The organism is Streptomyces sp. NPDC088706 (assembly GCF_044752765.1).
Classification (GTDB): domain Bacteria; phylum Actinomycetota; class Actinomycetes; order Streptomycetales; family Streptomycetaceae; genus Streptomyces.
Genome location: NZ_JBIVLW010000010.1, coordinates 96660 through 121041, shown reverse-complemented (window position 1 = coordinate 121041; position 24382 = coordinate 96660). Strand labels below are relative to the sequence as shown.

At 71.0% G+C, this 24382-nt stretch carries 24 protein-coding genes; 16 read left to right on the top strand and 8 right to left on the bottom strand.

Annotated elements, in window-relative coordinates; translation table 11 throughout:
• Positions 1 to 3: 3 nt before the first annotated feature.
• Positions 4 to 1326 carry a D-arabinono-1,4-lactone oxidase gene (locus ACIQAK_RS22455; protein WP_366390671.1) on the bottom strand — a complete coding sequence of 441 codons (1323 nt, stop codon included), beginning with the start codon at positions 1324 to 1326 and terminating at the stop codon, positions 4 to 6.
• A complete protein-coding gene (locus ACIQAK_RS22450) occupies positions 1283 to 2530 on the bottom strand; it encodes an MFS transporter (protein WP_366390670.1) in 1248 nt (415 codons plus the stop codon). The genes ACIQAK_RS22455 and ACIQAK_RS22450 overlap by 44 nt, the downstream gene beginning before the upstream one ends.
• Positions 2531 to 2727: 197 nt before the next feature.
• On the opposite strand from ACIQAK_RS22450, the gene ACIQAK_RS22445 reads away from it, so the two are divergent.
• Positions 2728 to 3855 (top strand): ferrochelatase, encoded by a 1128-nt coding sequence (locus ACIQAK_RS22445; RefSeq protein ID WP_366390669.1) that lies wholly within the window; start codon positions 2728 to 2730, stop codon positions 3853 to 3855.
• A 55-nt stretch (positions 3856 to 3910) separates the two neighbouring features.
• Complete coding sequence (locus ACIQAK_RS22440) at positions 3911 to 4711, top strand: inositol monophosphatase family protein (RefSeq protein ID WP_366390668.1); 801 nt, start codon at positions 3911 to 3913, stop codon at positions 4709 to 4711.
• Between the two features lie 91 nt (positions 4712 to 4802).
• Here the strand turns inward: ACIQAK_RS22440 and ACIQAK_RS22435 are convergent, their stop codons facing one another.
• A complete protein-coding gene (locus ACIQAK_RS22435) occupies positions 4803 to 4976 on the bottom strand; it encodes a hypothetical protein (protein ID WP_366390667.1) in 174 nt (57 codons plus the stop codon).
• A 349-nt stretch (positions 4977 to 5325) separates the two neighbouring features.
• Between ACIQAK_RS22435 and ACIQAK_RS22430 the strand changes: the two genes are divergently transcribed.
• The 4 genes from ACIQAK_RS22430 to ACIQAK_RS22415 all read left to right on the top strand — a co-directional run bounded on the left by ACIQAK_RS22430 (position 5326) and on the right by ACIQAK_RS22415 (position 8915).
• Positions 5326 to 5979, top strand: coding sequence for a response regulator transcription factor (locus ACIQAK_RS22430; RefSeq protein WP_366390666.1), 654 nt, complete (start codon positions 5326 to 5328; stop codon positions 5977 to 5979).
• 5 nt (positions 5980 to 5984) lie between these two features.
• Entirely contained in the window at positions 5985 to 7217 is a 1233-nt protein-coding gene (locus ACIQAK_RS22425; protein WP_366390665.1) for an ATP-binding protein, read from the top strand.
• Between the two features lie 405 nt (positions 7218 to 7622).
• Positions 7623 to 7919 carry a DUF4193 domain-containing protein gene (locus ACIQAK_RS22420; RefSeq protein WP_003965732.1) on the top strand — a complete coding sequence of 99 codons (297 nt, stop codon included), beginning with the start codon at positions 7623 to 7625 and terminating at the stop codon, positions 7917 to 7919.
• 12 nt (positions 7920 to 7931) lie between these two features.
• Positions 7932 to 8915, top strand: a complete 984-nt coding sequence (locus tag ACIQAK_RS22415; protein ID WP_366390664.1) for a hypothetical protein — start codon at positions 7932 to 7934, stop codon at positions 8913 to 8915.
• A gap of 15 nt (positions 8916 to 8930) precedes the next feature.
• On the opposite strand, the gene ACIQAK_RS22410 is transcribed toward ACIQAK_RS22415, so the two are convergent.
• Positions 8931 to 9389 carry a DUF3093 domain-containing protein gene (locus ACIQAK_RS22410; RefSeq protein WP_366390663.1) on the bottom strand — a complete coding sequence of 153 codons (459 nt, stop codon included), beginning with the start codon at positions 9387 to 9389 and terminating at the stop codon, positions 8931 to 8933.
• A gap of 58 nt (positions 9390 to 9447) precedes the next feature.
• Here ACIQAK_RS22410 and ACIQAK_RS22405 point away from each other — a divergent pair, with 58 nt between their 5' ends.
• The 8 genes from ACIQAK_RS22405 (at position 9448) to ACIQAK_RS22370 (ending at position 17182) form a co-directional block, all read left to right on the top strand.
• Complete coding sequence (locus ACIQAK_RS22405) at positions 9448 to 10032, top strand: PaaI family thioesterase (protein WP_366390662.1); 585 nt, start codon at positions 9448 to 9450, stop codon at positions 10030 to 10032.
• Positions 10032 to 10559: a dUTP diphosphatase gene (gene dut / locus ACIQAK_RS22400; RefSeq protein WP_366390661.1), complete on the top strand. Its 528-nt coding sequence runs from the start codon at positions 10032 to 10034 to the stop codon at positions 10557 to 10559. Before ACIQAK_RS22405 ends, dut begins: the two co-directional genes overlap by 1 nt.
• Before the next feature lies 1 nt (position 10560).
• Positions 10561 to 11328, top strand: coding sequence for a DUF3710 domain-containing protein (locus tag ACIQAK_RS22395; RefSeq protein ID WP_366390660.1), 768 nt, complete (start codon positions 10561 to 10563; stop codon positions 11326 to 11328).
• A 227-nt stretch (positions 11329 to 11555) separates the two neighbouring features.
• Positions 11556 to 12290: an ABC transporter ATP-binding protein gene (locus tag ACIQAK_RS22390; RefSeq protein WP_366390659.1), complete on the top strand. Its 735-nt coding sequence runs from the start codon at positions 11556 to 11558 to the stop codon at positions 12288 to 12290.
• A 185-nt stretch (positions 12291 to 12475) separates the two neighbouring features.
• Positions 12476 to 15019, top strand: coding sequence for a sensor histidine kinase KdpD (locus ACIQAK_RS22385; RefSeq protein ID WP_366390658.1), 2544 nt, complete (start codon positions 12476 to 12478; stop codon positions 15017 to 15019).
• A 127-nt stretch (positions 15020 to 15146) separates the two neighbouring features.
• Positions 15147 to 15839, top strand: coding sequence for a response regulator (locus tag ACIQAK_RS22380; RefSeq protein ID WP_366390657.1), 693 nt, complete (start codon positions 15147 to 15149; stop codon positions 15837 to 15839).
• A gap of 98 nt (positions 15840 to 15937) precedes the next feature.
• Positions 15938 to 16354, top strand: a complete 417-nt coding sequence (locus ACIQAK_RS22375; RefSeq protein ID WP_366390656.1) for an OB-fold nucleic acid binding domain-containing protein — start codon at positions 15938 to 15940, stop codon at positions 16352 to 16354.
• 3 nt (positions 16355 to 16357) lie between these two features.
• Positions 16358 to 17182: a DUF3159 domain-containing protein gene (locus ACIQAK_RS22370; RefSeq protein ID WP_366390655.1), complete on the top strand. Its 825-nt coding sequence runs from the start codon at positions 16358 to 16360 to the stop codon at positions 17180 to 17182.
• 124 nt (positions 17183 to 17306) lie between these two features.
• Here ACIQAK_RS22370 and ACIQAK_RS22365 read toward each other — a convergent pair whose 3' ends face one another.
• Both ACIQAK_RS22365 and ACIQAK_RS22360 read right to left on the bottom strand, forming a co-directional pair.
• Positions 17307 to 17993: a TrkA family potassium uptake protein gene (locus ACIQAK_RS22365; protein WP_366390654.1), complete on the bottom strand. Its 687-nt coding sequence runs from the start codon at positions 17991 to 17993 to the stop codon at positions 17307 to 17309.
• Complete coding sequence (locus ACIQAK_RS22360; protein ID WP_366390653.1) at positions 17993 to 18661, bottom strand: TrkA family potassium uptake protein; 669 nt, start codon at positions 18659 to 18661, stop codon at positions 17993 to 17995. The genes ACIQAK_RS22365 and ACIQAK_RS22360 overlap by 1 nt, the downstream gene beginning before the upstream one ends.
• A 322-nt stretch (positions 18662 to 18983) precedes the next feature.
• On the opposite strand from ACIQAK_RS22360, the gene ACIQAK_RS22355 reads away from it, so the two are divergent.
• Together ACIQAK_RS22355 and ACIQAK_RS22350 are read left to right on the top strand one after the other, a co-directional pair.
• Complete coding sequence (locus ACIQAK_RS22355; RefSeq protein ID WP_366390652.1) at positions 18984 to 21032, top strand: APC family permease; 2049 nt, start codon at positions 18984 to 18986, stop codon at positions 21030 to 21032.
• Positions 21033 to 21168: 136 nt separating this feature from the next.
• Positions 21169 to 22497 carry a class I SAM-dependent RNA methyltransferase gene (locus ACIQAK_RS22350; RefSeq protein ID WP_366390651.1) on the top strand — a complete coding sequence of 443 codons (1329 nt, stop codon included), beginning with the start codon at positions 21169 to 21171 and terminating at the stop codon, positions 22495 to 22497.
• 907 nt (positions 22498 to 23404) lie between these two features.
• On the opposite strand, the gene ACIQAK_RS22345 is transcribed toward ACIQAK_RS22350, so the two are convergent.
• The gene (locus ACIQAK_RS22345) at positions 23405 to 23704 is read right to left on the bottom strand and encodes a hypothetical protein (RefSeq protein WP_366390650.1); all 300 of its coding nucleotides are present in this window, start codon (positions 23702 to 23704) and stop codon (positions 23405 to 23407) included.
• A gap of 249 nt (positions 23705 to 23953) precedes the next feature.
• Positions 23954 to 24373 (bottom strand): hypothetical protein, encoded by a 420-nt coding sequence (locus ACIQAK_RS22340; RefSeq protein WP_366390649.1) that lies wholly within the window; start codon positions 24371 to 24373, stop codon positions 23954 to 23956.
• Between the last annotated feature and the right edge of the window lie 9 nt (positions 24374 to 24382).

Below are 24382 nucleotides of genomic sequence, written 5' to 3'. Positions count from 1 at the left end.
AGGTCACTCGCCGAGGACGCGTCGCAGGTAGTCGTTGCCGAACATCCGGTCCGGGTCGAGCCGGTCGCGTACGGCCGTGAACTCGCCGAAGCGCGGGTAGACCCCCGCCAGGTAGGCCGCGTCCCGGGTGTGGATCTTGCCCCAGTGCGGCCGGCCGGAGTGCTCGGCCATGATCCGCTCGACCGCGGTGAAGTACGAGCGGTGGGGCGTGCCCTTGTAGAGGTGCACGGCGATGTACGCGCTGTCGCGGCCCGAGGCCGTCGACAGGGCCATGTCGTCGGCGGGCGCGGTGCGCACCTCGACCGGGAAGCTGATCTTCAACGGTGAGCGCTCGACCATCGCCTTGAGCTCTCGCAGCGCCGCCACGGCCTGCTCGCGCGGAACGGCGTACTCCATCTCCACGAACTTCACCCGGCGCGGGCTGGTGAACACCTTGTAGGGAATGTCGGTGTAGGTCCGGGCCGAGAGGGCGCGGCTGGAGAGCCGGGCGATCGAGGGGATGGTCGCCGGAACCGCCCGACCCACCGAACAGGCCACCTGGAAGATGCCGTTGGAGAGCAGCTCGTCATCGATCCAGCTGCTCACCTTCCCGGGCGGGGCGGCGGGGCCCGCGCTGCGGTTGTTGCGCTTGGTGCTGCAGTTGCCGGTGTGCGGGAACCAGTAGAACTCGAAGTGTTCGTTCTCGGCGACCAGCTGGTCGAACTGGGCGGTCACCCGGTCGAAGGCCATCGGCTCCTCCCGGGCGGTCAGCAGGAAGACCGGTTCCACGGCGAGGGTGACGGCGGTGATCACCCCGAGGGCGCCGAGCCCGACCCGGGCGGCGGCGAACACCTCCGGGTTCTCCCGCTCCGAGCAGACCAGCACCGTGCCGTCGGCGGTGACCAGCTCCAGGGCGTGGATCTGGGCGGATATCGACGCCGAGTCGCGGCCGGTGCCGTGCGTTCCGGTGGCGGTCGCCCCGGCGATCGTCTGCTCCATGATGTCGCCCATGTTCGTGAGCGAGAGCCCCTCGCGGGCGAGCGCGGTGTTGAGGCGCTTGAGCGGAGTGCCCGCCTCCACGGTGACCGTCATCGCCGTGCGGTCGATCTCCCGGATGCCGGTGAGCAGGTCCGGGCGGATCAGTACGCCGTCCGTGGCCGCGGCCGCCGTGAAGGAGTGGCCGGTGCCGACCGGCTTCACCCTCAGGCCGTCCGCGTGCGCCCGGCGCAGTACGTCCACGAGCTCGTCCACGGACGCGGGTGACTCGGCCCGGGCCGGCCGGGCGGTGACATTGCCCGCCCAGTTACGCCACGCGTTCGTCGTCTTCCGTGCGTAGGTGTCGGTCATCTTCCCCGCGCCCTCCCGTAGGAACCGGCTTCGCCAGCCGGCGATACCCCAGGAACGCCACAGCTGCCGCGAGCCCTCCCGCCACGGCGGGCACCGCGTACCCCGCCTTCGCCCCGGCGGCGTCGACCACCCAGCCGGCGGCCGAGGAGCCGAGCGCCACTCCGACCGCGAGCCCGGTACTGGTCCAGGTCATGCCCTCGGTCAGCTTGGTGCGCGGTACGTGCGCTTCGACGAGGGCCATGGTGGTGACCATCGTCGGTGCGATGGCGAGGCCCGCGACAAAGAGCGCCACGGCCAGCAACGCGAGGTTCCCGGCCAGTTGGAGGGGGATCATACTCACGGCCATCGCGCAGACCCCCACCAGCCACCTGGTCGCGGGCTTCCCCTTCAGGTGCAGCAGCCCGAAGACGGCCCCCGCCAGACAGGAACCTAGCGCGTAGACGGCCAGCACCAGGGAGGCCGCGGCCTTGTGGCCGCTCTCCTCGGCGAACGCCACCGTCACCACGTCGACGGCCCCGAAGATCGCTCCCGTCGCCACGAAGGTGATCACCAGGACCTGGAGGCCCGGCGAGCGCAGCGCCGAGCCGCCGGTGTGCAGCGACTTCGGGTGCGGGATGGGCTCGGTGGCACGCTGGGCGGTCAGCCAGAAGACCCCGACCAGCAGGAACGCGGCGGCGATCAGCGGACCGGCCTCCGGGAACCAGGCGGTGGACAGGCCGATCGAGATGATCGGGCCGAAGATGAAGCACACCTCGTCGACGATCGACTCCCAGGAGTACGCCGTGTGCAGCTCACGGCTGGAACCCCGGTAGATCGCCGCCCAGCGGGCCCGGACCATCGAGCCCACGCTCGGCACACAGCCCGCGCCGGCCGCGAAGACGAACAGGGTCCAGTCCGGCGCCCCCTGCTGGGCACAGACCAGCAGCCCCGCCACCGCGGCCACCGAGACCAGCGTGACGGGGCGCAGCACGCGCCGCTGCCCGTACCGGTCGACCAGGCGCGAGACCTGCGGGCCGAAGACCGCGGCGGCCATGGCGAGGGCCGCGGTGAGCGCCCCGGCCAGCCCGTAGCGACCGGTGAGCTGGGAGATCATGGTCACGACGCCGATGCCCATCATGGACAGCGGCATCCGCCCCAGGAACCCGGCGGCGGAGAACCCCCGGGAACCGGGGGCGGCGAAGATGGCGCGGTACGGGCTGGGCAAGGGGTACTCCGGTCATGCCTGTCAGGCGTGTGGCTGGCTGATACAGCTTACGACCGGGCGGCCCCGCCGGACACCGGATTTCCGGGTCGGCCGGGGCGTGGCCGAAAGCGGATTTCCGCCAGTGGCCCGCCGGGTTCCCGACGGGGCGTCGGATGTCGGGTGCCGCGCTGTCAGCGCCGGGTGGCAGGATCGATGCCATGGCCGATCTGCGCGATCCCGCTCCCTACGACGCCCTGCTCCTGCTCTCCTTCGGCGGTCCCGAAGGCCCGGACGACGTGGTTCCGTTCCTGGCGAACGTGACCCGCGGCCGGGGCATCCCCGAGGAACGGCTCAAGGAGGTCGGCAAGCACTACTTCCTCTTCGGCGGGGTCAGCCCGATCAACGCCCAGAACCGCGCGCTGCTGGACGCCCTGCGCAAGGACTTCGCCGACCACGGCGTGGACCTGCCCGTCTACTGGGGCAACCGCAACTGGGCGCCGTACCTGACCGACACCCTGCGCGAGATGACCGCCGACGGGCACCGCCGGATCGCCGTCCTCGCCACCAGCGCCTACGCCTCGTACTCGGGCTGCCGCCAGTACCGCGAGAACCTCGCCGAGTCGCTCGCCGCCCTGGAGGCGGAGGGGCTCGCAGTGCCGCGCGTGGACAAGCTGCGGCACTACTTCAACCACCCGGGCTTCGTCGCGCCCATGGTGGACGGGGTGCTCGCCTCCCTCGCCGACCTCCCCGAGGACGTCCGGGCCGGCGCCCACCTCGCCTTCACCACGCACTCCATCCCGACCTCCGCCGCCGACGCCTCGGGGCCCGAGGAGGCGCACGGCGAGGGCGGGGCGTACGTCGCCGAGCACCTGGACGTGGCCCGGCTGATCGTCCGGGCGGTACACGAGGAGACCGGCGTCGACCACCCCTGGCAGCTCGTCTACCAGTCCCGCAGCGGCGCCCCGCACATCCCGTGGCTGGAGCCCGACATCTGCGACCACCTGGAGACCCTGCACGGCGAGGGCGTCCCCGCGGTCGTGATGGCGCCCATCGGCTTCGTCTCGGACCACATGGAGGTCCTGTACGACCTCGACACCGAGGCGACCGCGAAGGCCGCCGAGCTCGGCCTGCCGGTCCGCCGGTCCGCCACCGTGGGCGACGACCCGCGCTTCGCCGCCGCCGTACGGGACCTGCTCCTGGAGCGGGCCGCGAGCGAGCGGGGCCGGACCGTCCAGCCGTGCGCGCTCGGCTCCCTCGGCCCTTCCCACGACCTCTGTCCGGTCGGCTGCTGCCCGGCCCGGGCCCCCGAGCCGGCCGCCGCGGGCGCCGACAGCCCGTACGCGTGAAGCCTCCGCCCCAGGCGTGCAGCCCCTGTTCTCGTCGAGCCCCTTAGGGAGCACCGTGACCGACCCCGCCCTGACCGAACTGCTCGACCTCGCCCTGGAGGCCGCCCGCCGCGCCGGAGCCCTGCTGCGCGACGGCCGCCCCGCCGACCTGGGCGTGGCCGCGACCAAGTCCAGCCCCATCGACGTGGTCACCGAGATGGACATCGCCGCCGAGAAGCTGATCACCGGCTACCTCTCCGACTTCCGCCCCGACGACGGCTTCCTCGGCGAGGAGGGGGCCAGCTCCCCGGGCAGCACCGGCATCCGCTGGGTCATCGATCCGCTGGACGGCACCGTGAACTACCTGTACGGCCTGCCCACCTGGGCCGTCTCCATCGCCGCCGAGCGTGACGGTGAGCGGGTCGTGGGCGTCGTCGAGGCCCCGATGCGCCAGGAGACGTACCAGGCGGTCCTCGGCGGCGGTGCGTACGCGAACGGCAACGCCCTGCGCTGCCGCCCCGCCCCGCCGCTGGACCAGGCCCTCGTCTCGACCGGTTTCAACTACGTCGCCCACGTCCGCCGCCACCAGGCGGACATCGCCCAGCAGCTGATCCCGCGGCTGCGCGACATCCGGCGCGGCGGCTCGGCGGCGGTCGACCTCTGCGATGTGGCGGCGGGCCGGCTGGACGGCTACTACGAGCGCGGACTGCACCCCTGGGACCTGGCGGCGGGGGACCTCATCGCCCGGGAGGCGGGCGCACTGACCGGCGGCCGCCCCGGGCTGCCGGCCGACGGCGACCTGACCGTGGCCGCCACTCCTGGGGTCTTCGAGCCGCTGCAGGCCGCCCTCGACGAGCTGGGCGCCTGGCACGACTGACACCGAAGACCCTGGTGAGAGCCGAGAGGGCCGCGGCACAGCACAGGGCCCCGGGCGCCGTGACGGCATCCGGGGCCCTGGGCCGTACGACTCAGACGCTGGTGACGCCGATCTCCACGCCGTGCTCGGCCGCGAGGCGGTGCAGGTCGTCCAGCTCGCCCTGCTCGACATCCGCGAGGAAGTCGTCGCCGTCCTCGCGGGCCCGCGTGAGGTCGGACTCGGTCGTCTTGATGCGGTGCAGCAGACCTGCGGTGAAAGCGTCCATGATGCGCCCCCTCATCGTGGGTCGGTGGCACGGGGGTGTGCCCGGAATACCTCCGGCCGGGGTGCCGAAGGTGCGGGTGATCTCGCCGCTTCTCCGGGTACCGGAGAGGGAGTCGTGGACTGCCACGTGCCGGGCGTGATCGCGGGTGTGAACCCCTCATCCCCATGCGCGGTCACGGAGAAACCTCGACCGACCGGTAATTCCGCACCGTCCCCGGGGCCCGGTCGGCCCGACGCCGCCTTACCGCCGGTTTATGGGCGTTGCGGGCAGGATGGACGCACACGGTCGGCCTCCCCGGGAGGCCGTTCGCTGTGTGGACCCGTAGAAGGACCTAGGGAAGGACTGCGCTGTGCGCGTACTCGTCGTCGAGGACGAGCAGCTGCTCGCCGATGCGGTGGCCACCGGACTGCGCCGGGAGGCCATGGCCGTCGACGTCGTCTACGACGGTGCCGCGGCCCTGGAGCGCATCGGGGTCAACGACTACGACGTCGTCGTGCTCGACCGGGACCTTCCGGTGGTGCACGGCGACGACGTCTGCCGCAAGGTCGTCGAGCTCGGCATGCCCACCCGGGTCCTCATGCTCACCGCGTCCGGCGACGTCAGCGACCGGGTCGAGGGCCTGGAGCTGGGCGCCGACGACTACCTGCCCAAGCCCTTCGCCTTCAGCGAGCTGACCGCCCGCGTGCGCGCGCTCGGCCGCCGTACGACGGTCGCGCTGCCGCCGGTCCTGGAGCGGGCCGGCATCAAGCTCGACCCGAACCGCCGCGAGGTCTTCCGGGACGAGGTGGAGATCCAGCTCGCCCCCAAGGAGTTCGCGGTGCTGGAGGTCCTGATGCGCAGCGAGGGCGCCGTCGTCTCGGCGGAGCAGCTCCTGGAGAAGGCCTGGGACGAGAACACCGACCCCTTCACCAACGTGGTGCGGGTCACGGTCATGACGCTCCGCCGCAAGCTCGGCGAACCCCCCGTCATCGTCACCGTGCCAGGCTCCGGATACCGGATCTGAGGACCATGGCCGCCACCCCGCCGCCCCCCACGGCACCCCCGAAGCCCACCTGGGAGCCCAAGCAGCAGGAGCCCTCGTACCCCTGGCTGCGCCCGACCATCCGGATACGGCTCACGCTGCTCTACGGCGGGATGTTCCTGATCGCGGGCATCCTGCTGCTCTCGATCATCTACATGCTGGCCGCGCAGGCCCTCCAGGTGGGCAGCAAACTGCCCTTCGAGATCGTGAGCGGACGGGTCGCCAGCGACATCTGCGACCTGCCGAACGGACCCTCCCCGGAGGCCTTCAACGCCGCGATGAACGCCTGCGTCAACGAGCAGCGCAGGCAGGCGCTGGAGACCCTGCTGAACCGCTCGCTGCTGGCCCTGGTCGGGCTCAGCATCATCGCGTTCGCCTTCGGCTACGCCATGGCCGGACGCGTCCTGTCCCCGCTCGGCCGGATCACCCGGACCGCGCGCAGGGTGGCGGGCACGGACCTCACCCGCCGGATCGAGCTGGACGGCCCCGACGACGAGCTCAAGGAGCTCGCGGACACCTTCGACGACATGCTGGACCGGCTGGAGCGGGCGTTCACCGCGCAGCAGCGGTTCGTCGGCAACGCCTCGCACGAACTGCGCACCCCGCTGGCGATCAACCGCACGCTGCTGGAGGTCCACCTCTCCGATCCGCAGGCCCCGCCCGAACTCCAGCAGCTCGGGAAGACGCTGCTGGCCACCAATGAACGCAGCGAGCAGCTGGTCGAGGGGCTGCTGCTGCTCGCCCGCAGTGACAACCAGATCGTGGAGCGCAAACCGGTCGACCTGGCCGAGGTCGCCGACCGCGCCATCGACCAGATCCGGGCGGAGGCGGTGGAGCGGAAGGTCGAGATCCGCGGCGAGCGGGCCGCCGCCGTCGTCCAGGGCAACGGCGTCCTGCTGGAGCGGATCGCCCTGAACCTCGTACAGAACGCCGTGCGGTACAACGTGGCCGAGGACGGCTGGGTGGAGGTCGCCACCTCCGTGCAGCCCGGCCAGGCCCTGTTGGTCGTCTCGAACACGGGCCCTGTGGTGCCGGCGTACGAGATCGACAACCTCTTCGAGCCGTTCCGACGGCTGCGTACGGAGCGCACCGGCAGCGACAAGGGGGTCGGACTCGGCCTGTCGATCGCGCGCTCCGTCGCGCGGGCCCACGGAGGCCGTATCATCGCGGAGCCCCGCGAAGGCGGCGGTCTCCTGATGCGCGTCACCCTGCCGGTCTGAGAGGCTGCACGGTGTGACTCCGCACCGAATCTTCATGTTCGCTTTGGGCGGAATTTTCAGGACCCGCGCTCGGGCGGTTCGTGTGTGATCGATCACAGAGGCCGTTTCCGGGCCATCTACTCTCCGTGATCACATCCCGTTCGGAAAGCCGGTAATCGTCCGGGTTTTCGGAGGGGGTTATCACGGGAAGTACACGGGGTGGCGCCTGTGAACTGCGCAGCCGGGACCGTGTACGGTCCCCATCGCCACCCAAGCCGAGCCTCGCCGAGGCGGCCGGGCGGGTGTCGATTGAGTAACAGACCTTGATGTGAGGCAAAATCTCCGCCTCAGGTCGGGCACAAGTCCGGCCTCTCACGCGTTACGTGCGCTGAGACACCCGCAGACACCCAAGAGGGGGAGAGCGACATGGCAACGGATTACGACACCCCACGCAAGACCGACGACGACGTGGACCAGGACAGCCTCGAAGAGCTCAAGGCTCGTCGGAGCGACAAGACGGCATCCGCCGTCGACGTCGACGAATTCGACGCGGCCGAAGGCCTCGAGCTGCCCGGTGCCGACCTCTCCAACGAGGAGCTGGCCGTCCGGGTCCTGCCCAAGCAGGCCGACGAGTTCACCTGCATGAGCTGCTTCCTGGTGCACCACCGCAGCCAGCTGGCCCGCGAGAAGAACGGCCAGCCCATCTGCCGCGACTGCGACTGAGGTCGGGTCGGCGTGGCAGGCGACACACCGTTCCGGAAGCGGCGCCCCTGGCGCCGGCACGGACCGGAGGCGAATCAGGGCGGCACAGGCCCGGCGGCAGGCGTCAGCCCGTCTGCCGAGCGGTCCGCCGCCCTGCCGGACCCCTCCGGTGTCTCCAAGACCGGTGATTCCGGCACGTCCTCCGGTACCTCCGACGACGAGCGGGGCCGTTCGGCCTCGCTCGAAGTGGCGGGTCCGGCAGACCTGCCGGAGCGGAGCGGAGAGACGGACCAGGCGGAGCCCACGACCGGGGCAGGCCGCCTGCACGCAGTGAAACGGGGGGTGCGCAGGAGCGGGGAGAGCGCCCGTGCCCTGGCCGGCCAGCTGGCCGACCGGATCATCGAAACGGCTCCCCGCGTCCCGGTGCGCGATCTCGCCACCTTGCGCAAGCAGTTCCCCGGGCTGGGGCCCGAGGAACTCGCCGACAAGCTCGTGGCCGGCGCGAGCCGGGCCAGCGCCACCGTCGGCGCGGGCATCGGCGCGGCCGCCATGATGCCCGTACCGCCCGCCATGCTCGCCGAGCTGGCGGCGGAGGTCACCGGCGTCGCCGCGATCGAGATGAAGCTCGTCGCCGAGCTCCACGAGGTCTACGGCCGCCGCCCGCCGGGCAATCTGGGCCAGCGCAGCAGCGCGTATCTGACGTCGTGGACGGAGGAGCGCGGCATCGACGTCACCCGCCCCACCACCCTCAACGCGGCCCTGGGCGGCCAGATGAAGCGCGAGCTGCGCCAGCAGATCATGAAGCGCATGGCCCGCACCCTGCCCAACCTGATCCCGTTCATGATCGGCGCCGCCGTCGGCGCCACGATGAACCGCCGCGACACCCGCAAGCTCGCCGACCGGATCAGGGAAGACCTGCGCAAGCAGCAGATCCCCTGGGACCGGCTGGCCGAGCTGCCCCCGTTGGAGCGGCCCGCCGTGCCGGTCGTGCTGCCCAAGGAGATCGAGGGGGGCTGACCTCGCGGGAACGGATCAGGCCGCCGGAACGGCCGTCAGCGCCGCCGCCAGGCCCCGTGGGTCCCGGGTGGAGAGGAAGACGTACGGAGTCGGGTCGTCCGGATCCGTGATCTCCACCCGCACCGCCGTCCCCACATAGCTGCGCAGCAGCATGAACGCGCGCGCGTCCGCCTTGTGCGTGCGCCAGGCGCGCGCCTCCTCGGCGTCCAGCACCTCGGGCTCCCCGAGCGCGGAGAGCGGGATACGGGCGTCACCCGCCACCAGCGCCCCGGCCACCACCCGGATCCGGGCGGAGCCGTAACTGCTCACCGCGGCCGCGGCGGCGGCCGTGCCGCCGACCAGCCCCGCGAGCAGCGGCAGGGTGCCGAGCGGCAGAAGCATCAGCGCGCAGGCGACACCGACCCCGAAGGCGATGAACCACCAGGAACGGGGCGCGGTGAGACGTTCGTCGTAGGGCGGTGCGGAAGGCTGCATGGAACCAAGCTTGGCACGGCGAGACCGGCGTGCCGCCGCGCGGGTAAGGTCTGCGCCTGTGAGTGGAACATCAGCAGCTCTGACACCCCCGGCCGACGCCGTCGCGCCGGTCCGGCACCCTGACGCCCCCGCCCCCGGGGAGCTCCTCGGCGCGCACTACGAGCACTGTTTCGGCTGCGGTGAGGGACAGCCGCACGGCCTGCACCTGATGGCGCGGGCCGGCGAGGGCGTGAGCGTGAGCGCCGAGTTCACCGTCAAGCCCGCCCACCAGGGCGCCCCCGGCCTCGCCCACGGCGGTGTGCTCGCTACGGCGCTGGACGAGACGCTCGGCTCGCTGAACTGGCTGCTGCGCACGATCGCGGTGACCGGACGGCTGGAGACCGACTTCGTGCGCCCCGTCCCCGTGGACACCGTGCTGCACCTCGACGCCCGCATCACCGCCGTGCACGGCCGGAAGATCTACTCCACGGCCACCGGCCGGATCGGCGGTCCCGAGGGCCCCGTCGCGGTCCGCGCCGACGCCCTGTTCATCGAGGTCAAGGTGGACCACTTCATCGAGAACGGGCGGCCCGCCGAGATCCAGGCGGCCATGGCCGACCCGGACCAGGTCAAGCGCGCCCGAGCCTTCGAGGTGAACCCCTGATGCGCGGCCCCGTCGACGTACTGATCCGCCTGCTCGACCCGGACGTACCGATTCCGGCGTACGGACACCCGGGGGACGCCGGGACCGACCTGGTGACCACCGAGGCCGCCGAACTGGCCCCCGGCGAGCGCGCGGTGCTGCCCACCGGGGTCTCCATCGCCCTGCCCGACGGGTACGCCGCCTTCGTACACCCCCGCTCGGGCCTCGCGGCCCGCTGCGGAGTGGCTCTCGTGAATGCCCCGGGGACGGTGGATGCCGGGTACCGTGGGGAGATCAAGGTGATCGTGGTCAACCTCGATCCGCGCGAGAGCGTGCGGTTCGAACGGTTCGACCGGATTGCCCAACTGGTCGTCCAGCAGGTCGAGAAGGTGCGCTTCCACGAGGTGGCGGAACTTCCCGGCTCGGCGCGGGCCGAAGGGGGCTTCGGGTCCACCGGCGGTCACGCGTCGGTGGACGTCGCCGAGGGCGGGATCACCCACGGTGGGAACAGCTACGCTTCGGTCGTATCCGACCGGGAAGGACAGTGACGTGTTCGGACGTCGCAAGAAGAGTGGTTCCGCCGAGGACGCGGCGGACGAGGTGCGCGAGGCCGAGCAGGTCGCCGACGAGAGCACCGGCGGGGCCGCACCGAGCGCCCGGCGGACGAATCTTCCGCCGGCCCCCCGGCCGGACGGACCCTGGGACAGCACCGAGGTCTCCCAGCCCGGCGAGGGCCGGGTCGACCTGGGCGGCATCTTCGTGCCCGGCGTCGAGGGCATGGAGCTGCGCGTGGAGGTGGCCGGGGACGCGATCGTCGCCGCCACCGTGGTGCTGCGCGACAGCGCGGTCCAGCTGCAGGCCTTCGCGGCCCCCAAGCGGGAGGGCATCTGGGGCGAGGTCCGCGAGGAGATCGCCTCCGGCATCACCCAGCAGGGCGGCGTCATCGACGAGGTCGAGGGCCCGCTGGGCTGGGAGCTGCGCGCCCAGGTCCCCGTACAGCTGCCGGACGGGGCCAACGGTGTCCAGCTGGTGCGCTTCGTCGGCGTCGACGGCCCCCGCTGGTTCCTGCGCGGTGTCATCTCCGGCCAGGGCGCCGTCCAGCCGGAGGCCGCCGGGCTGCTGGAGACGATCTTCCGGGACACCGTGGTGGTCCGCGGGGAGGGCCCGATGGCTCCGCGCGACCCGATCGTCCTGAAGCTCCCCAACGACGCCCAGATGGTGCCCGAGGGTGTCCAGCAGGAGGACCAGGAGGGCTCGAAGTTCTCCGGCGGCATGGGCCAGCTCCAGCGCGGACCGGAGATCACCGAGGTCCGCTAGCCAGGACCCGTACGAGCGAATCGGCCGGTGGGCCGCACCCCTGTCCCGGGGTGCGGCCCACCGGCCGATTCCGCGCTTCACCCCTTTCACGGGGTGCGGTCACCGGCCTGCTCCGCGCTTCCACCGGCCCTGGGGCACGCGTCCGGCCGCCGAGCATTGCCCGGCCGTGTGCCGCACGCACATACTGGCGGCCGAAGGCGCGGGCCACATACGTACGGGGGAGCAGCATGACCGAGAGCACCAGCGGGAAGTCCGGCACGGTTGTCGCCGAGGACCCGGCCCGTACGGTCATGGTCAGGGTCGAGGACCTGCACCGCTCGTACGGGAACGGAGCGGCCGCCGTGCACGCCCTGCGCGGGGTCTCCTTCGACATCCCGCGCGGTGAGCTGGTCGCCCTCAAGGGCCGTTCCGGCTCGGGCAAGACCACTCTGCTCAACCTGGTCGGCGGCCTGGACACCCCGGACAGCGGCCGGATCACCGTCGACTCCACCGAGCTGGCGGGTCTCGGCGAGAAGGGCCTGCTGGAGCTGCGCCGGGAGCGGGTCGGCTTCATCTTCCAGTCCTTCGGCCTCATCCCGATCCTGACCGCCGCCGAGAACGTCGGCGTTCCGCTGCGGCTGCGCAAGGCCGACCCGGCCGAGCGCGAGGAGCGCGTAGCGCTGCTGCTCTCCCTGGTCGGCCTCGCCGACCACGCCGAGCAGCGCCCCGGCGAGCTCTCCGGCGGCCAGCAGCAGCGCGTCGCCATCGCCCGCGCCCTCGCCAACCGCCCCGCCCTCCTGATCGCCGACGAGCCCACCGGACAGCTGGACGCCGAGACCGGGCTGGCCGTGATGGAACTGCTCCGCGCGGTCGTGCGCAGCGAGAACGTCACCGCCCTCGTCGCCACCCACGACCCCCAGCTGCTCGGCCTCGCCGACCGGGTCCTGGAGCTGAGCGACGGCCACATCGTCGAACACGCCTGACGCACCCCCTCCCCACCAGGCCCTTCCCCCGGCGCTGCGAACATCAGAGTTCCGTCAATACGCGTCCCGCCCCCGCTCCCGGCCCCGGATGCCCACCCCGCGCGGAGTAGCGTCGAGGGCGGCAGCCGCACCGGGCGCCACCGGCCGTGGACAGAGACGGCCGGACGGAAGAAGACAATGGGGTCATGGGACGCGGCACACTCCGGATCTACCTGGGCGCGGCACCGGGCGTCGGCAAGACGTACGCGATGCTCTCCGAGGCCCACCGCAGGGTCGAGCGCGGCACCGACTGCGTGGTGGCCTTCGTGGAGCACCACGGCCGGCCGCGTACCGAGGTGCTGCTGCACGGCCTGGAGCAGGTCCCGCGCAGCGAGATCACCTACCGCTCGGCCTCCTCCACCGAGATGGACGTCGACGCCGTCCTGCAGCGCGCCCCCGCCGTCGCCCTGGTGGACGAGCTGGCCCACGCCAACGTGCCCGGGTCCCGCAACGCCAAGCGCTGGCAGGACGTCGAGGAGCTCCTCAAGGCCGGGATCGACGTCATATCGACGGTCAACATCCAGCACCTGGAGTCACTCGGCGACGTCGTCGAGTCGATCACCGGGGTACGCCAGCAGGAGACGGTCCCCGACGAGGTGGTGCGCCGGGCCGACCAGATCGAGCTGGTCGACATGTCGCCCCAGGCGCTGCGCCGCCGGATGGCGCACGGCAACATCTACCAGCCCGACGAGCTGGACGCCGCCCTGTCGAACTACTTCCGCCCCGGCAACCTCACCGCCCTGCGCGAGCTGGCCCTGCTGTGGACCGCGGACCGGGTGGACGAGTACCTCCAGCAGTACCGGGGCGAGCACAACATCCGCACCACCTGGCAGGCCCGGGAACGCATCGTCGTCGGCCTCACCGGCGGGCCCGAGGGCCGCACCCTCATCCGCCGCGCCTCCCGGATGGCCGCCAAGGGTTCGGGCAGCGAGATCCTCGCCGTCTACATCGCGCGCAGCGACGGGCTGACCTCCGCGTCGCCCAAGGAGCTCGCCGTCCAGCGCACCCTGGTCGAGGACGTCGGCGGAACGTTCCACCACGTCATCGGCGACGACATACCCGCCGCCCTCCTGGAGTTCGCCCGCGGGGTCAACGCCACCCAGATCGTGCTGGGCTCCAGCCGCCGCAAGACCTGGCAGTACATCTACGGCCCCGGGGTCGGCGCCACCGTCGCCCGGGAGTCCGGACCCGACCTGGACGTCCACATCGTCACCCACGAAGAGGTAGCCAAGGGCCGCGGGCTGCCCATCGCCCGCGGCGGCCGGCTCGGGCGGGTCCGGATCATCTGGGGCTGGCTCGTCGGCGTCGTCGGCTCCGTCCTGCTCTCCGTGCTGCTGCGGAGCCTGGAGAACGGCCCCGGCCTCGCCAACGACGTCCTGCTCTTCCTCTCCCTGACCGTCGCCGCGGCCCTCCTCGGGGGCCTGCGACCCGCTCTCGCCTCAGCCGCCGTCGGCGTCATGCTCCTGAACTACTGGTTCACCCCGCCGACCCGGACCCTCACCGTCCAGGACCCGGAGAACTTCGTCGCCATCGTGATCTTCTTCGCGGTGGCGGTGGCGGTCTCCTCGGTGGTGGACCTGGCGGCCCGGCGCACCCACCAGGCCGCCCGGCTGCGCGCCGAGTCGGAGATCCTCTCCTTCCTGGCGGGCAGCGTGCTGCGCGGCGAGACCGCCCTGGACGCCCTGCTGGAACGGGTCCGCGAGACCTTCGCCATGGAGTCCGTCGCCCTGCTGGAGCGTGCCGGCGACGTCGAGCCGTGGACCTGTGCCGGATCGGTCGGGCCCGCGCCGGTCGCCCGCCCCGATGACGCGGACGTGGACATGCCGGTCGGCGACAACATGGCGCTCGCGCTGTCGGGCCGGGTGCTGCCCGCCGAGGACCGCCGGGTGCTCGGTGCCTTCGCGGCCCAGGCGGCCGTCGTGCTGGACCGCCAGCGCCTGGTCTGGGAGGCCGAGCAGGCCCGCAGGCTGGCCGAGGGCAACCGGATCAGGACCGCGCTGCTCGCCGCCGTCAGCCACGACCTGCGGACCCCGCTCGCCGGGATCAAGGCCGCCGTCAGCTCGCTGCGCTCGGACGACGTCGCCTGGTCGCCCGAGGACGAGGCGGAGCTCCTCGAAGGCATCGAGGACGGCGCCGACCGGCTCGACCACCTGGTGGGCAACCTGCTGGACATGTCCCGCCTCCAGACCGGCACCGTCACGCCGCTGATCCGCGAGATCGACCTTGACGAAGTGGTGCCGATGGCGCTCGGCGGGGTCCCCGAGGGCAGCGTCGACCTGGACATCCCCGAGACGCTGCCCATGGTCGCCGTCGACCCCGGGCTGCTGGAGCGGGTCGTCGCCAACGTCGTCGAGAACGCCGTCAAGTACAGCCCCGGCGGGGAGCCCATCGTGGTGGCCGCCAGCGCGCTCGGCGGACGCGTCGAGCTGCGGGTCGTCGACCGCGGGCGCGGTGTCCCCGACGAGGCCAAGGAGCGGATCTTCGAGCCCTTCCAGCGGTACGGTGACGCCCCGTGCGGCGCCGGGGTGGGCCTCGGCCTCGCCGTCTCCCGGGGCTTCGCCGAGGCCATGGGCGGCACCCTGGACGCGGAGGACACCCCCGGCGGCGGGCTGACCATGGTCCTGACGCTCGCAGCGGCCCCGGGACGGGCCGAGGCCCGGGCGGCGCTCCCGGCCGAGGCCGCCTCATGACGGACCCGCCGGCCCCGTCCCCGTACGAAGACGTGCACCCCGCCCACGTGCACCCCACCCACTCCCCGTACAGCCAGCACAGTCAGCACAGCCAGCACAGCCCGTACAGCAGAAAGGCAGGTCCGCGATGACCCGGGTGCTTGTGGTCGACGACGAGCCGCAGATCGTACGCGCCCTCGTGATCAACCTGAAGGCGCGCAAGTACGAGGTCGACGCGGCGCCCGACGGGGCGACCGCCCTCCAGCTCGCCGCGGCCCTCCACCCCGACGTCGTCGTGCTCGACCTCGGGCTGCCCGACATGGACGGGGTCGAGGTGATCAAGGGCCTGCGCGGCTGGACCCGGGTCCCGATCCTCGTCCTCTCCGCGCGCCACACCTCCGACGAGAAGGTGGAGGCGCTGGACGCGGGCGCCGACGACTACGTCACCAAGCCGTTCGGCATGGACGAGCTGCTGGCCCGGCTGCGCGCCTCGGTACGCCGCTCGGAACCGGTCGGGCAGGACGTCACCGCGGACGTGGCGATCGTGGAGACGGCCGGCTTCACCGTCGACCTGGCGGCGAAGAAGGTGCACCGCGGAGGCCGTGACGTACGGCTCACCCCCACGGAGTGGCACCTGCTGGAGGTCCTCGTCCGCAACGGCGGCCGCCTGGTCGGCCAGAAACAGCTCCTCCAGGAGGTCTGGGGCCCCTCCTACGGCACCGAGACCAACTATCTGCGGGTCTACATGGCCCAGCTGCGCCGCAAGCTGGAGGCGGACCCCTCACACCCCCGGCACTTCGTCACCGAGCCGGGCATGGGCTACCGCTTCGAGCGCGGCTAGGACGCGCCCGGCCGCGTGCCGCCCGCCCGGCGCGTCATCCTTTCGAGTGGTCCTCCGGGACCTCCGTCAGCGCCGCCGACGACCGGTACCCTTCGGGTATGAGTGCTGTTCCTCGACACGAGAAGGCCGGCAGGGCGGAGAGGCCCACCGGGCGCTTCCGCCGTATGCTCGACCGGCTCTCCAGCTCCCAGGAGGACCTGGAGTCCCAGGAGCTGCGGGAGGACGCCCAGGCCACCGGATGCACCCGTATCTCCGAGTGCACCGACCGGCAGATCGTGAAAGTGGCTGGTACGTTGCGGACCGTCACCCTCCGTCCCCGGGCCGGAGTGCCCGCCCTGGAGGCGGAGCTCTTCGACGGCACCGAGCCGCTGGACGTGGTCTGGCTGGGCCGGCGCTCCATCGTCGGCATAGAGCCCGGCCGCAGGATCATCGCCTCGGGCCGGGTCGCCATGAGCCACGGGCGCCGGGTGCTGTTCAACCCCACATACGAACTCCGACCGCTCGGCAAGGAGTAGCCGGTGACGTCTCTCGACAAGCCGACGTCCGAAACGGACCAGCCCCACCACACCGGCCCCCACCACACCGGCCCCCACCACACCGGCCCGCAGAACGCCGGCCCGCAGAACGCCGGTCAGCAGGACCCCGCGTCGAAGGCGGTCACCGAAGCCGCCCTCTTCGAAGCCTTCGGCGGCGTGCGGGGCATGGTGGAGACGGTCCTACCCGGGCTGCTCTTCGTCACGATCTTCACCATCAACAAGGACCTGCACATCTCGGCCATCGCGGCCCTGGCGGTGTCCCTGGCCCTGGTCGCCGTACGGCTGATCCGCCGGGACACCGTGAAGCACGCCTTCAGCGGCGTCTTCGGCGTGGCCTTCGGTGTGGTCTTCGCGATGATGACGGGCAACGCCAAGGACTTCTACCTGCCGGGCATGCTCTACACGCTGGGGCTGGCGGTCGCCTACCTGGGCACCGCCGCCGCCGGGGTGCCGCTGATCGGTCTGATCCTCGGCCCGGTCTTCAAGGAGAACCTCTCCTGGCGGACCCGCAACCCGGGCCGCAAGAAGGCGTACACCAAGGCCAGTTACGCCTGGGGGCTCATCCTCCTCGCCAAGTGCGCGATCCTCTTCCCGCTCTACTGGTGGGCCGACACCACCCAGTTCGGCTGGGTGCTGATCGCGCTGAAGATCCCGCCGTTCCTGCTCGCGGTCTACCTGACCTGGGTCTTCCTCGCCAAGGCTCCGCCGCCCATCGACCTCTTCGCCGAGATGGAGGCCGAGGAGCAGGCGGAGAAGGACCGCAAGGCCGAGCAGGCCGCGGCAGCCTTGCGCAACCCGGAGGCGTAAGAACGCGTAAAAGAGGGCCCGTGACCGCCGCTGTGCGGTCACGGGCCCCTCCTGTGCTCACGCGTCAGCTGTCGGAGTGCTCACGCACCACTTTCCACATGCTCACGCACCACTTTCCACATGCTCACGCGTCGCTGTCGGACGACGGGTCGCGGCGGACCGACAACAGGTCCTCCAACTGCTCCTCACGCGCCTGGGCGGCCACGAACAGCAGCTCGTCACCGGCCTCCAGCGACTCCTCGGCGCTCGGCGTGAGCACCCGCGTCCCGCGGATGATGGTGACCAGTGAGGTGTCCTCGGGCCACGCCACGTCACCGACCCGGGTGCCGGCCAGCGCCGACTCCGGCGGCAGCGTCAGCTCCACCAGGTTGGCGTCGCCGTGGCTGAAGCGCAGCAGCCGGACCAGGTCGCCGACGCTCACCGCCTCCTCCACCAGGGCCGACATCAGGCGCGGGGTCGAGACCGCGACATCCACGCCCCAGGACTCGTTGAACAGCCACTCGTTCTTCGGGTGGTTGACCCGCGCCACCACCCGCGGCACGCCGTACTCGGTCTTCGCCAGCAGCGAGACGACCAGGTTCACCTTGTCGTCGCCCGTCGCCGCGATCACCACGTTGCACCGCTGCAACGCCGCCTCGTCGAGCGACGTGATCTCACAGGCGTCCGCGAGCAGCCACTCGGCCGACGGGACCCGCTCCACCGAGATGGCGCTTGGCGCCTTGTCGATGAGCAGCACCTCGTGCCCGTTCTCCAGCAGCTCGGCGGCGATGGAACGGCCCACCGCGCCCGCCCCGGCAATCGACACACGCATCAGTGACCGCCCTCCTCGGGGCCCTCGGCGAAGGCCGCTTCGACCTTGGCGATCTCGTCCGTACGCATCATCACGTGGACGAGGTCGCCCTCCTGCAGGACGGTCTGCGACGTCGGCAGAATGGCCTCGCCCAGCCGGGTGAGGAAGGCGACGCGGACGCCGGTCTCCTCCTGGAGCGTGCTGATCCGGTGGCCGATCCAGGACGGCGTGGTGTGCACCTCGGCGAGCTGCACACCCCCGCTCGGATCACGCCACAGCGGCTCCGCGCCCGACGGCAGCAGCCGCCGCAGCATCTGGTCCGCCGTCCAGCGGACCGTCGCCACGGTGGGGATGCCCAGCCGCTGGTAGACCTCGGCCCGCTTGGGGTCATAGATACGGGCCGCGACGTTCTCGATGGAGAACATCTCGCGGGCCACCCGGGCCGCGATGATGTTGGAGTTGTCGCCGCTGCTGACCGCGGCGAACGCCCCGGCCTCCTCGATGCCCGCCTCGCGGAGGGTGTCCTGATCGAAGCCGACCCCGGTGACCCGGCGACCGCCGAACCCGGACCCGAGGCGGCGGAAGGCCGTCGGGTCCTGGTCGATCACCGCGACCGTGTGCCCCTGCTGCTCAAGGGTCTGTGCGAGAGCGGCTCCGACGCGCCCGCAGCCCATGATGACGATGTGCACTGTGCGCCTACCTCGCCGTCCTGGTCGTCCGGCTGACCTGCGAAAACACGCTGCTCACACTTCTCTCTCAGCTTGCCGGGCAAACAACGGGGCAACCACCTTCGGCGTTGCCCGGAGACGAGCTTATGCCGCACCGAGGCCATTGCCTCATCCGCGTGTGCGTTCGCCTCGACACGCGGGCAAAGGGGGAGTAAAAGCGCTGCGTGGATCGCAAGGATTGCGTTAAGGATTACAGCCGGTTTCTGCTCCCACCGCAGAAGACAGGCGGGCCACGGCGATCAGGCGTCCTCGACCGGTGCGGGCTGCGCTTACGATCCTCAGCGTGTCCAAACTGACCGACGTGCCCAAAAGGATTCTGATCGGCCGGGCGCTGCGCAGCGACAAGCTGGGGGAGACCCTCCTCCCCAAGCGCATCGCGCTCCCCGTCTTCGCATCCGACCCGCTGTCCTCGGTGGCGTACGCGCCCGGAGAAGTCCTCCTCGTCCTGTCCATCGCGGGCGTGTCGGCGTACCACTTCAGCCCCTGGATCGCGCTGGCCGTCGTGGTCCTGATGTTCACGGTCGTCACCTCCTACCGGCAGAACGTCCGCGCGTACCCGAGCGGCGGCGGCGACTACGAGGTCGCCACCACCAACCTGGGCCCCAAGGCCGGACTGACCGTCGCCAGTGCCCTGCTGGTCGACTACGTCCTCACCGTGGCCGTGTCGATCTCCGCCGGCGTGGAGAACCTGGGCTCCGCGATCCACTTCGTCATCGAGCACAAGACGCTCTGCGCGATCGGCGCGATCGTCCTGCTCACCCTGATGAACCTGCGCGGGGTCAGGGAGTCCGGGAAGCTGTTCGCCGTTCCCACCTACCTCTTCGTGGCCGGCGTCTTCCTGATGCTGCTGTGGGGCGCGTTCCGGGGCCTGGTCCTCGGTGACCCGATGCACGCGCCGACCTCCGAGCTGGAGATCGAGCCCGAGCACCAGGGACTCGCCGGTTTCGCGCTCGTCTTCCTCCTCCTGCGGGCCTTCTCCTCCGGCTGCGCCGCCCTCACCGGCGTGGAGGCGATCAGCAACGGGGTCCCCGCCTTCCGCAAGCCGAAGAGCAAGAACGCCGCGACCACGCTCGCCATGATGGGCCTGCTCGCCGTCACCATGTTCTGCGGGATCATCGGCCTGGCCATGGCCACCGACGTCAAGATGGCCGAGAACCCGGCGAAGGACCTGCTCCGCGACGGCGTACCGGTCGGCGAGGGCTTCACCCAGGACCCGGTGATCGCCCAGGTCGCGGAGGCGGTCTTCGGCCACGGTTCGTTCCTCTTCATGCTCCTGGCCGCGGCCACCGCGCTGGTCCTCTTCCTGGCCGCGAACACCGCGTACAACGGCTTCCCGCTGCTCGGCTCGATCCTCGCCCAGGACCGCTACCTGCCGCGCCAGCTCCACACCCGCGGCGACCGGCTCGCCTTCTCCAACGGCATCGTGCTGCTGGCCGGCGCCGCCATCCTGCTGGTCTGGATCTACGGGGCCGACTCCACGCGCCTGATCCAGCTGTACATCGTCGGCGTCTTCGTCTCCTTCACCCTCAGCCAGACCGGGATGGTGCGGCACTGGAACCGCCTGCTGGCCGACGAGCGGGACGAGGCCAAGCGCCGCCACATGATCCGATCCCGCGCCATCAACGCCTTCGGCGCCTTCTTCACCGGCCTGGTCCTGGTCGTGGTCCTGGCCACCAAGTTCACCCACGGCGCCTGGGTCGCCCTGCTCGGCATGGTGATCTTCTACGGCACGATGACCGCGATCCGGAAGCACTACGACCGGGTCGCCGCCGAGATCGCCGCCGACGAGACCCCCTCGGACGAGAGCGTCCGCCCCTCCCGCGTCCACGCGATCGTCCTGGTCTCCAAGCTCCACCGCCCCACCCTGCGCGCCCTCGCCTACGCCAAGCTGATCCGCACCGACCACCTGGAGGCGCTCTCCATCAGCGTCGACCCGGACGAGACGAAGGCGCTGCGCGAGGACTGGGAGCGGCGCGGCATCAACGTACCGCTCAAGATCCTGGACTCGCCCTACCGCGAGGTGACGCGCCCGGTCATCGAGTACGTCAAGGGCCTGCGCCGCCAGAGCCCGCGCGACGTGATCAGCGTCTACATCCCGGAGTACGTGGTCGGGCACTGGTACGAGCACCTGCTCCACAACCAGAGCGCCCTGCGCCTCAAGGGCCGCCTGCTCTTCACCCCCGGCGTCATGGTCACCTCCGTCCCGTACCAGCTCCAGTCCTCCGAAGCGGCGAAGAAGCGGGCGAGGAAGCGCGCGGACTGGAACCCTCCGGGGGCGGTGCGCCGGGGCCCGGTGGAGCGCCGGTCCAAGGAGCCGAACCGGAAGGGGTGAGCCGCGCGAAGGCGTCCAGGGCCGACCCGGACGTACGCGGCTCCTGGTAAGCACCCCGAGCACACCCACGTAGACTGGTGGGCTGTCGTCCGGCCGCACGCCCGCCCTGCCCTCTTCCTCCCTGGAGCCTCCCCTCATGCAGAACGCACCCACGTCGTCGCTGGTCGGGGAGGAGTACGAGGTCGAGGTCGGGCCCGTCGCACACGGCGGCCACTGCATCGCCCGTACCGCCGAGAACCAGGTCCTCTTCGTCCGGCACACGCTCCCCGGAGAGAAGATCGTCGCCAGGGTCACCGAGGGCGACACGGACTCCCGCTTCCTGCGGGCCGACGCGGTACGCATCCTCGAGCCGTCCAAGGACCGGGTCGAGGCCCCGTGTCCGTACGCCGGCCCCGGCATGTGCGGCGGCTGCGACTGGCAGCACGCCAAGCCGGGCGCCCAGCGCCGCCTCAAGGGCGAGGTGATCGCCGAGCAGCTCCAGCGCCTGGCGGGCCTGACGCCCGAGGAGGCCGGCTGGGACGGCACGGTCATGCCCGCCGAGGGCGACAAGCTCCCGCCGGGCGAGGTCCCCGCCTGGCGCACCCGTGTGCAGTACACCGTCGATGCGGAGGGCCGGGCGGGCCTGCGCAAGCACCGCTCGCACGACGTCCAGCCGATCGACCGCTGCCTGATCGCCGCACCCGGGGTCTCCGAGCTCGGTGTCGAGAAGCGCGAGTGGCCGCAGATCGCCGCGGTGGAGGCCATCACGGCCACGGGCTCCAACGACCGCCAGGTCATCCTCACCCCGAAGCCCGGCGGCCGCCTCCCCCTGGTCGAGCTGGACAAGCCGGTCTCCGTACTCCGCGTCGAGGAGCACGACGCCGGCGTCCACCGCGTCCACGGCCGAGCCTTCGTCCGCGAGCGCGCCGACGACCGCACGTACCGCGTCGGCTCCGGCGGCTTCTGGCAGGTCCACCCGCAGGCCGCCAACACCCTGGTCCGCGCGGTCATGCAGGGCCTGCTGCCCCGCAAGAACGACACGGCCCTCGACCTCTACTGCGGCGTCGGCCTCTTCGCCGGCGCCATCGGCCAGCGCATCGGCGAGAAGGGTGCGGTGCTCGGCATCGAGTCCGGCAAGCGCGCGGTCGAGGACGCCCGCCACAACCTGAAGGACCTGGACCGGGTCCGCATCGAACAGGGCAAGGTCGACCAGGTCCTGCCCCGCACGGGCATCACGGAGTGCGACCTGATCGTCCTGGACCCGCCACGCGCGGGCGCGGGCAAGCAGGTCGTCAAGCACCTGTCGGGGCTGGGCGCCCGCAAGATCGCGTACGTGGCCTGCGACCCGGCGGCGCTGGCCCGGGACCTGGCGTACTTCGCGGAGGGCGGGTACAGGGTGCGGACGTTGCGGGCGTTCGATCTGTTTCCGATGACGCATCATGTGGAGTGTGTGGCGATCCTCGAACCCGTGGCTAAGGGTGCCTGACCTGCGGATTTGTGGTCCGGGTGGGTTGCTCGACCTGTTTCCCTCGGTGCGGCGGGTCGAGGGGACGGATCGCCCCTCGTGCATTCCTGACCTGCGAATCCATCAGGGAGGTGCTTGCGTCGGCGATGTCTTCAGGGTCTCGATCGGAGAGTCTTGACGCTCTATGACGCTCGCATAGGAAGTCTTGACCGCCCGGAACTCTCTCTGGCTGGGGTCCTGCGGACCGGACCATCGGCAGGGCAAGGTCTTCCGGTGTGGGCGTCTCGCTGCACCGATAGTGTGCTGTGGAGAGGTGCAGCAGATCTTGGCGGAGGTGTCCGCCCTGTTCTGAGTCGTCGTGTGCATCGGCTGTTTGCAGGGAACGCGGTCAGCCGCCGTGCGCCTGTTTGGGGAACCGGCAGTCGACCCAAGGGGATGCACGGAGGTCTCTGTCCCGACGTGGCCGGCTTCGCCTGCGTGAGTCACTACATCCGGCGGACGGTCTCGAACTCGTCAGGGGGGTCGCCGAGCGGCTGTTGCAGTCGGTGGTCGAGGCCACCGTGCAGATCGCTACCGTCGTGGAACGATCGCGCTTCCACTCGGGCGATTACCGCAACGGGCTTCTGCCCGCAACGTCGACGGCTTGGTCGAGGCGCTCGGCTCGGACACCGGCAAATCGAAGAGCGAGGTCTCCCGGATCTGCGGCGATCTCGAGGAACGGCTCGAGATGAAGGCCGTGCCATGGAGGCCGAGGCAAGCGAGCGTAGCTTTTGGACTGGGGCCCCCGTCGCCTGTGCTAGCGCGCTGACCCGGGATCACCTTGAGAGCTGGGTCAAAGGCCCACCGACCCCTTGCCTGCGGCATATGATTGCCGCAGGCAACGGGCCTGTCGCCTGACGACGTTCTGCGGGTGCTTTGACCGGTCAGTTCAGAAGAGGTCGAGCTCTGCAGACTCGACTGCACCCAGTAGTCGGCATTCTCCGGTATTTCCGTCAACGCGCAAGTAGCCCGTACCTACAACTATGGCCCGGGGGTCTCCGTCACGGAGATAGGCAGCTGACTGGCAGCCGAAAAAGAAGTCGCCTCCCACTTGGGCGCGTTCCCCTCCGACGAGCGCGAGGGCCAGGCCTTCGTGGCTGACCTGCTGGTCCAGGAAGTTCTGGGCCAGCACGGCAGCGTCTTCGACGTTCAGCATCAGTCTGTCCTCAGGAGAGAGAAGTTCCGCCATGGCGAGAGGTCGGCATGTCCCGTCTGGCCGTCCAGGAACACGACGCCAGCACGTTCGAGCCGATGCTGGTCAAGAACAGCAGCGACGTCTGGGCGGCATAGGGGAGATGGTCCTGTCGCTGTCGCTGTCGCTGTCGCTGTCGGTGAAGGGCTCGGCCCATGAGGCCAGCGTCCGGCCACCTGATTGAGGTGGCCGGACGCTGCGTCTCCCGCCTGGATCTCGCGACCTGCGGATTGCCTTCCCCTGGAGCTAGTCAGCCAAGACCAGCTCGCCACGGCCATCCATCCCAGCCGTCCTGACTACCGCCCGGCAGAACTCCACGGGGGGGCAGTAGCGGTGCTCCGTGATGTAGTGGATGACGAGGTTGGGGGCCGAGTAGACAGTGCCGTCGGTGTCCTGAGCCCGGATCTCAGCAGAGCCGAGCCACACCTGGGTGTCGAAGGCCGGACCACCAAGGATGACGGGCCGCTCGGTCGAGCAGAACTCGCAGTCGTGAACACCGCGCGTCTGGTTGTCGTAGGCGCTGCTGAGGGCCTTCATTGCATCGATCACACGGTCGTCCACGATCCCGGTGCGGTAAGCACAATCGGGCGCCAACCAGCCGACGTTGAGCATCTCCTGGTCCGATGTGTCGTACACGTAGGCGGTCATGTCGGGGTAGTGGGGCATAACCACTCC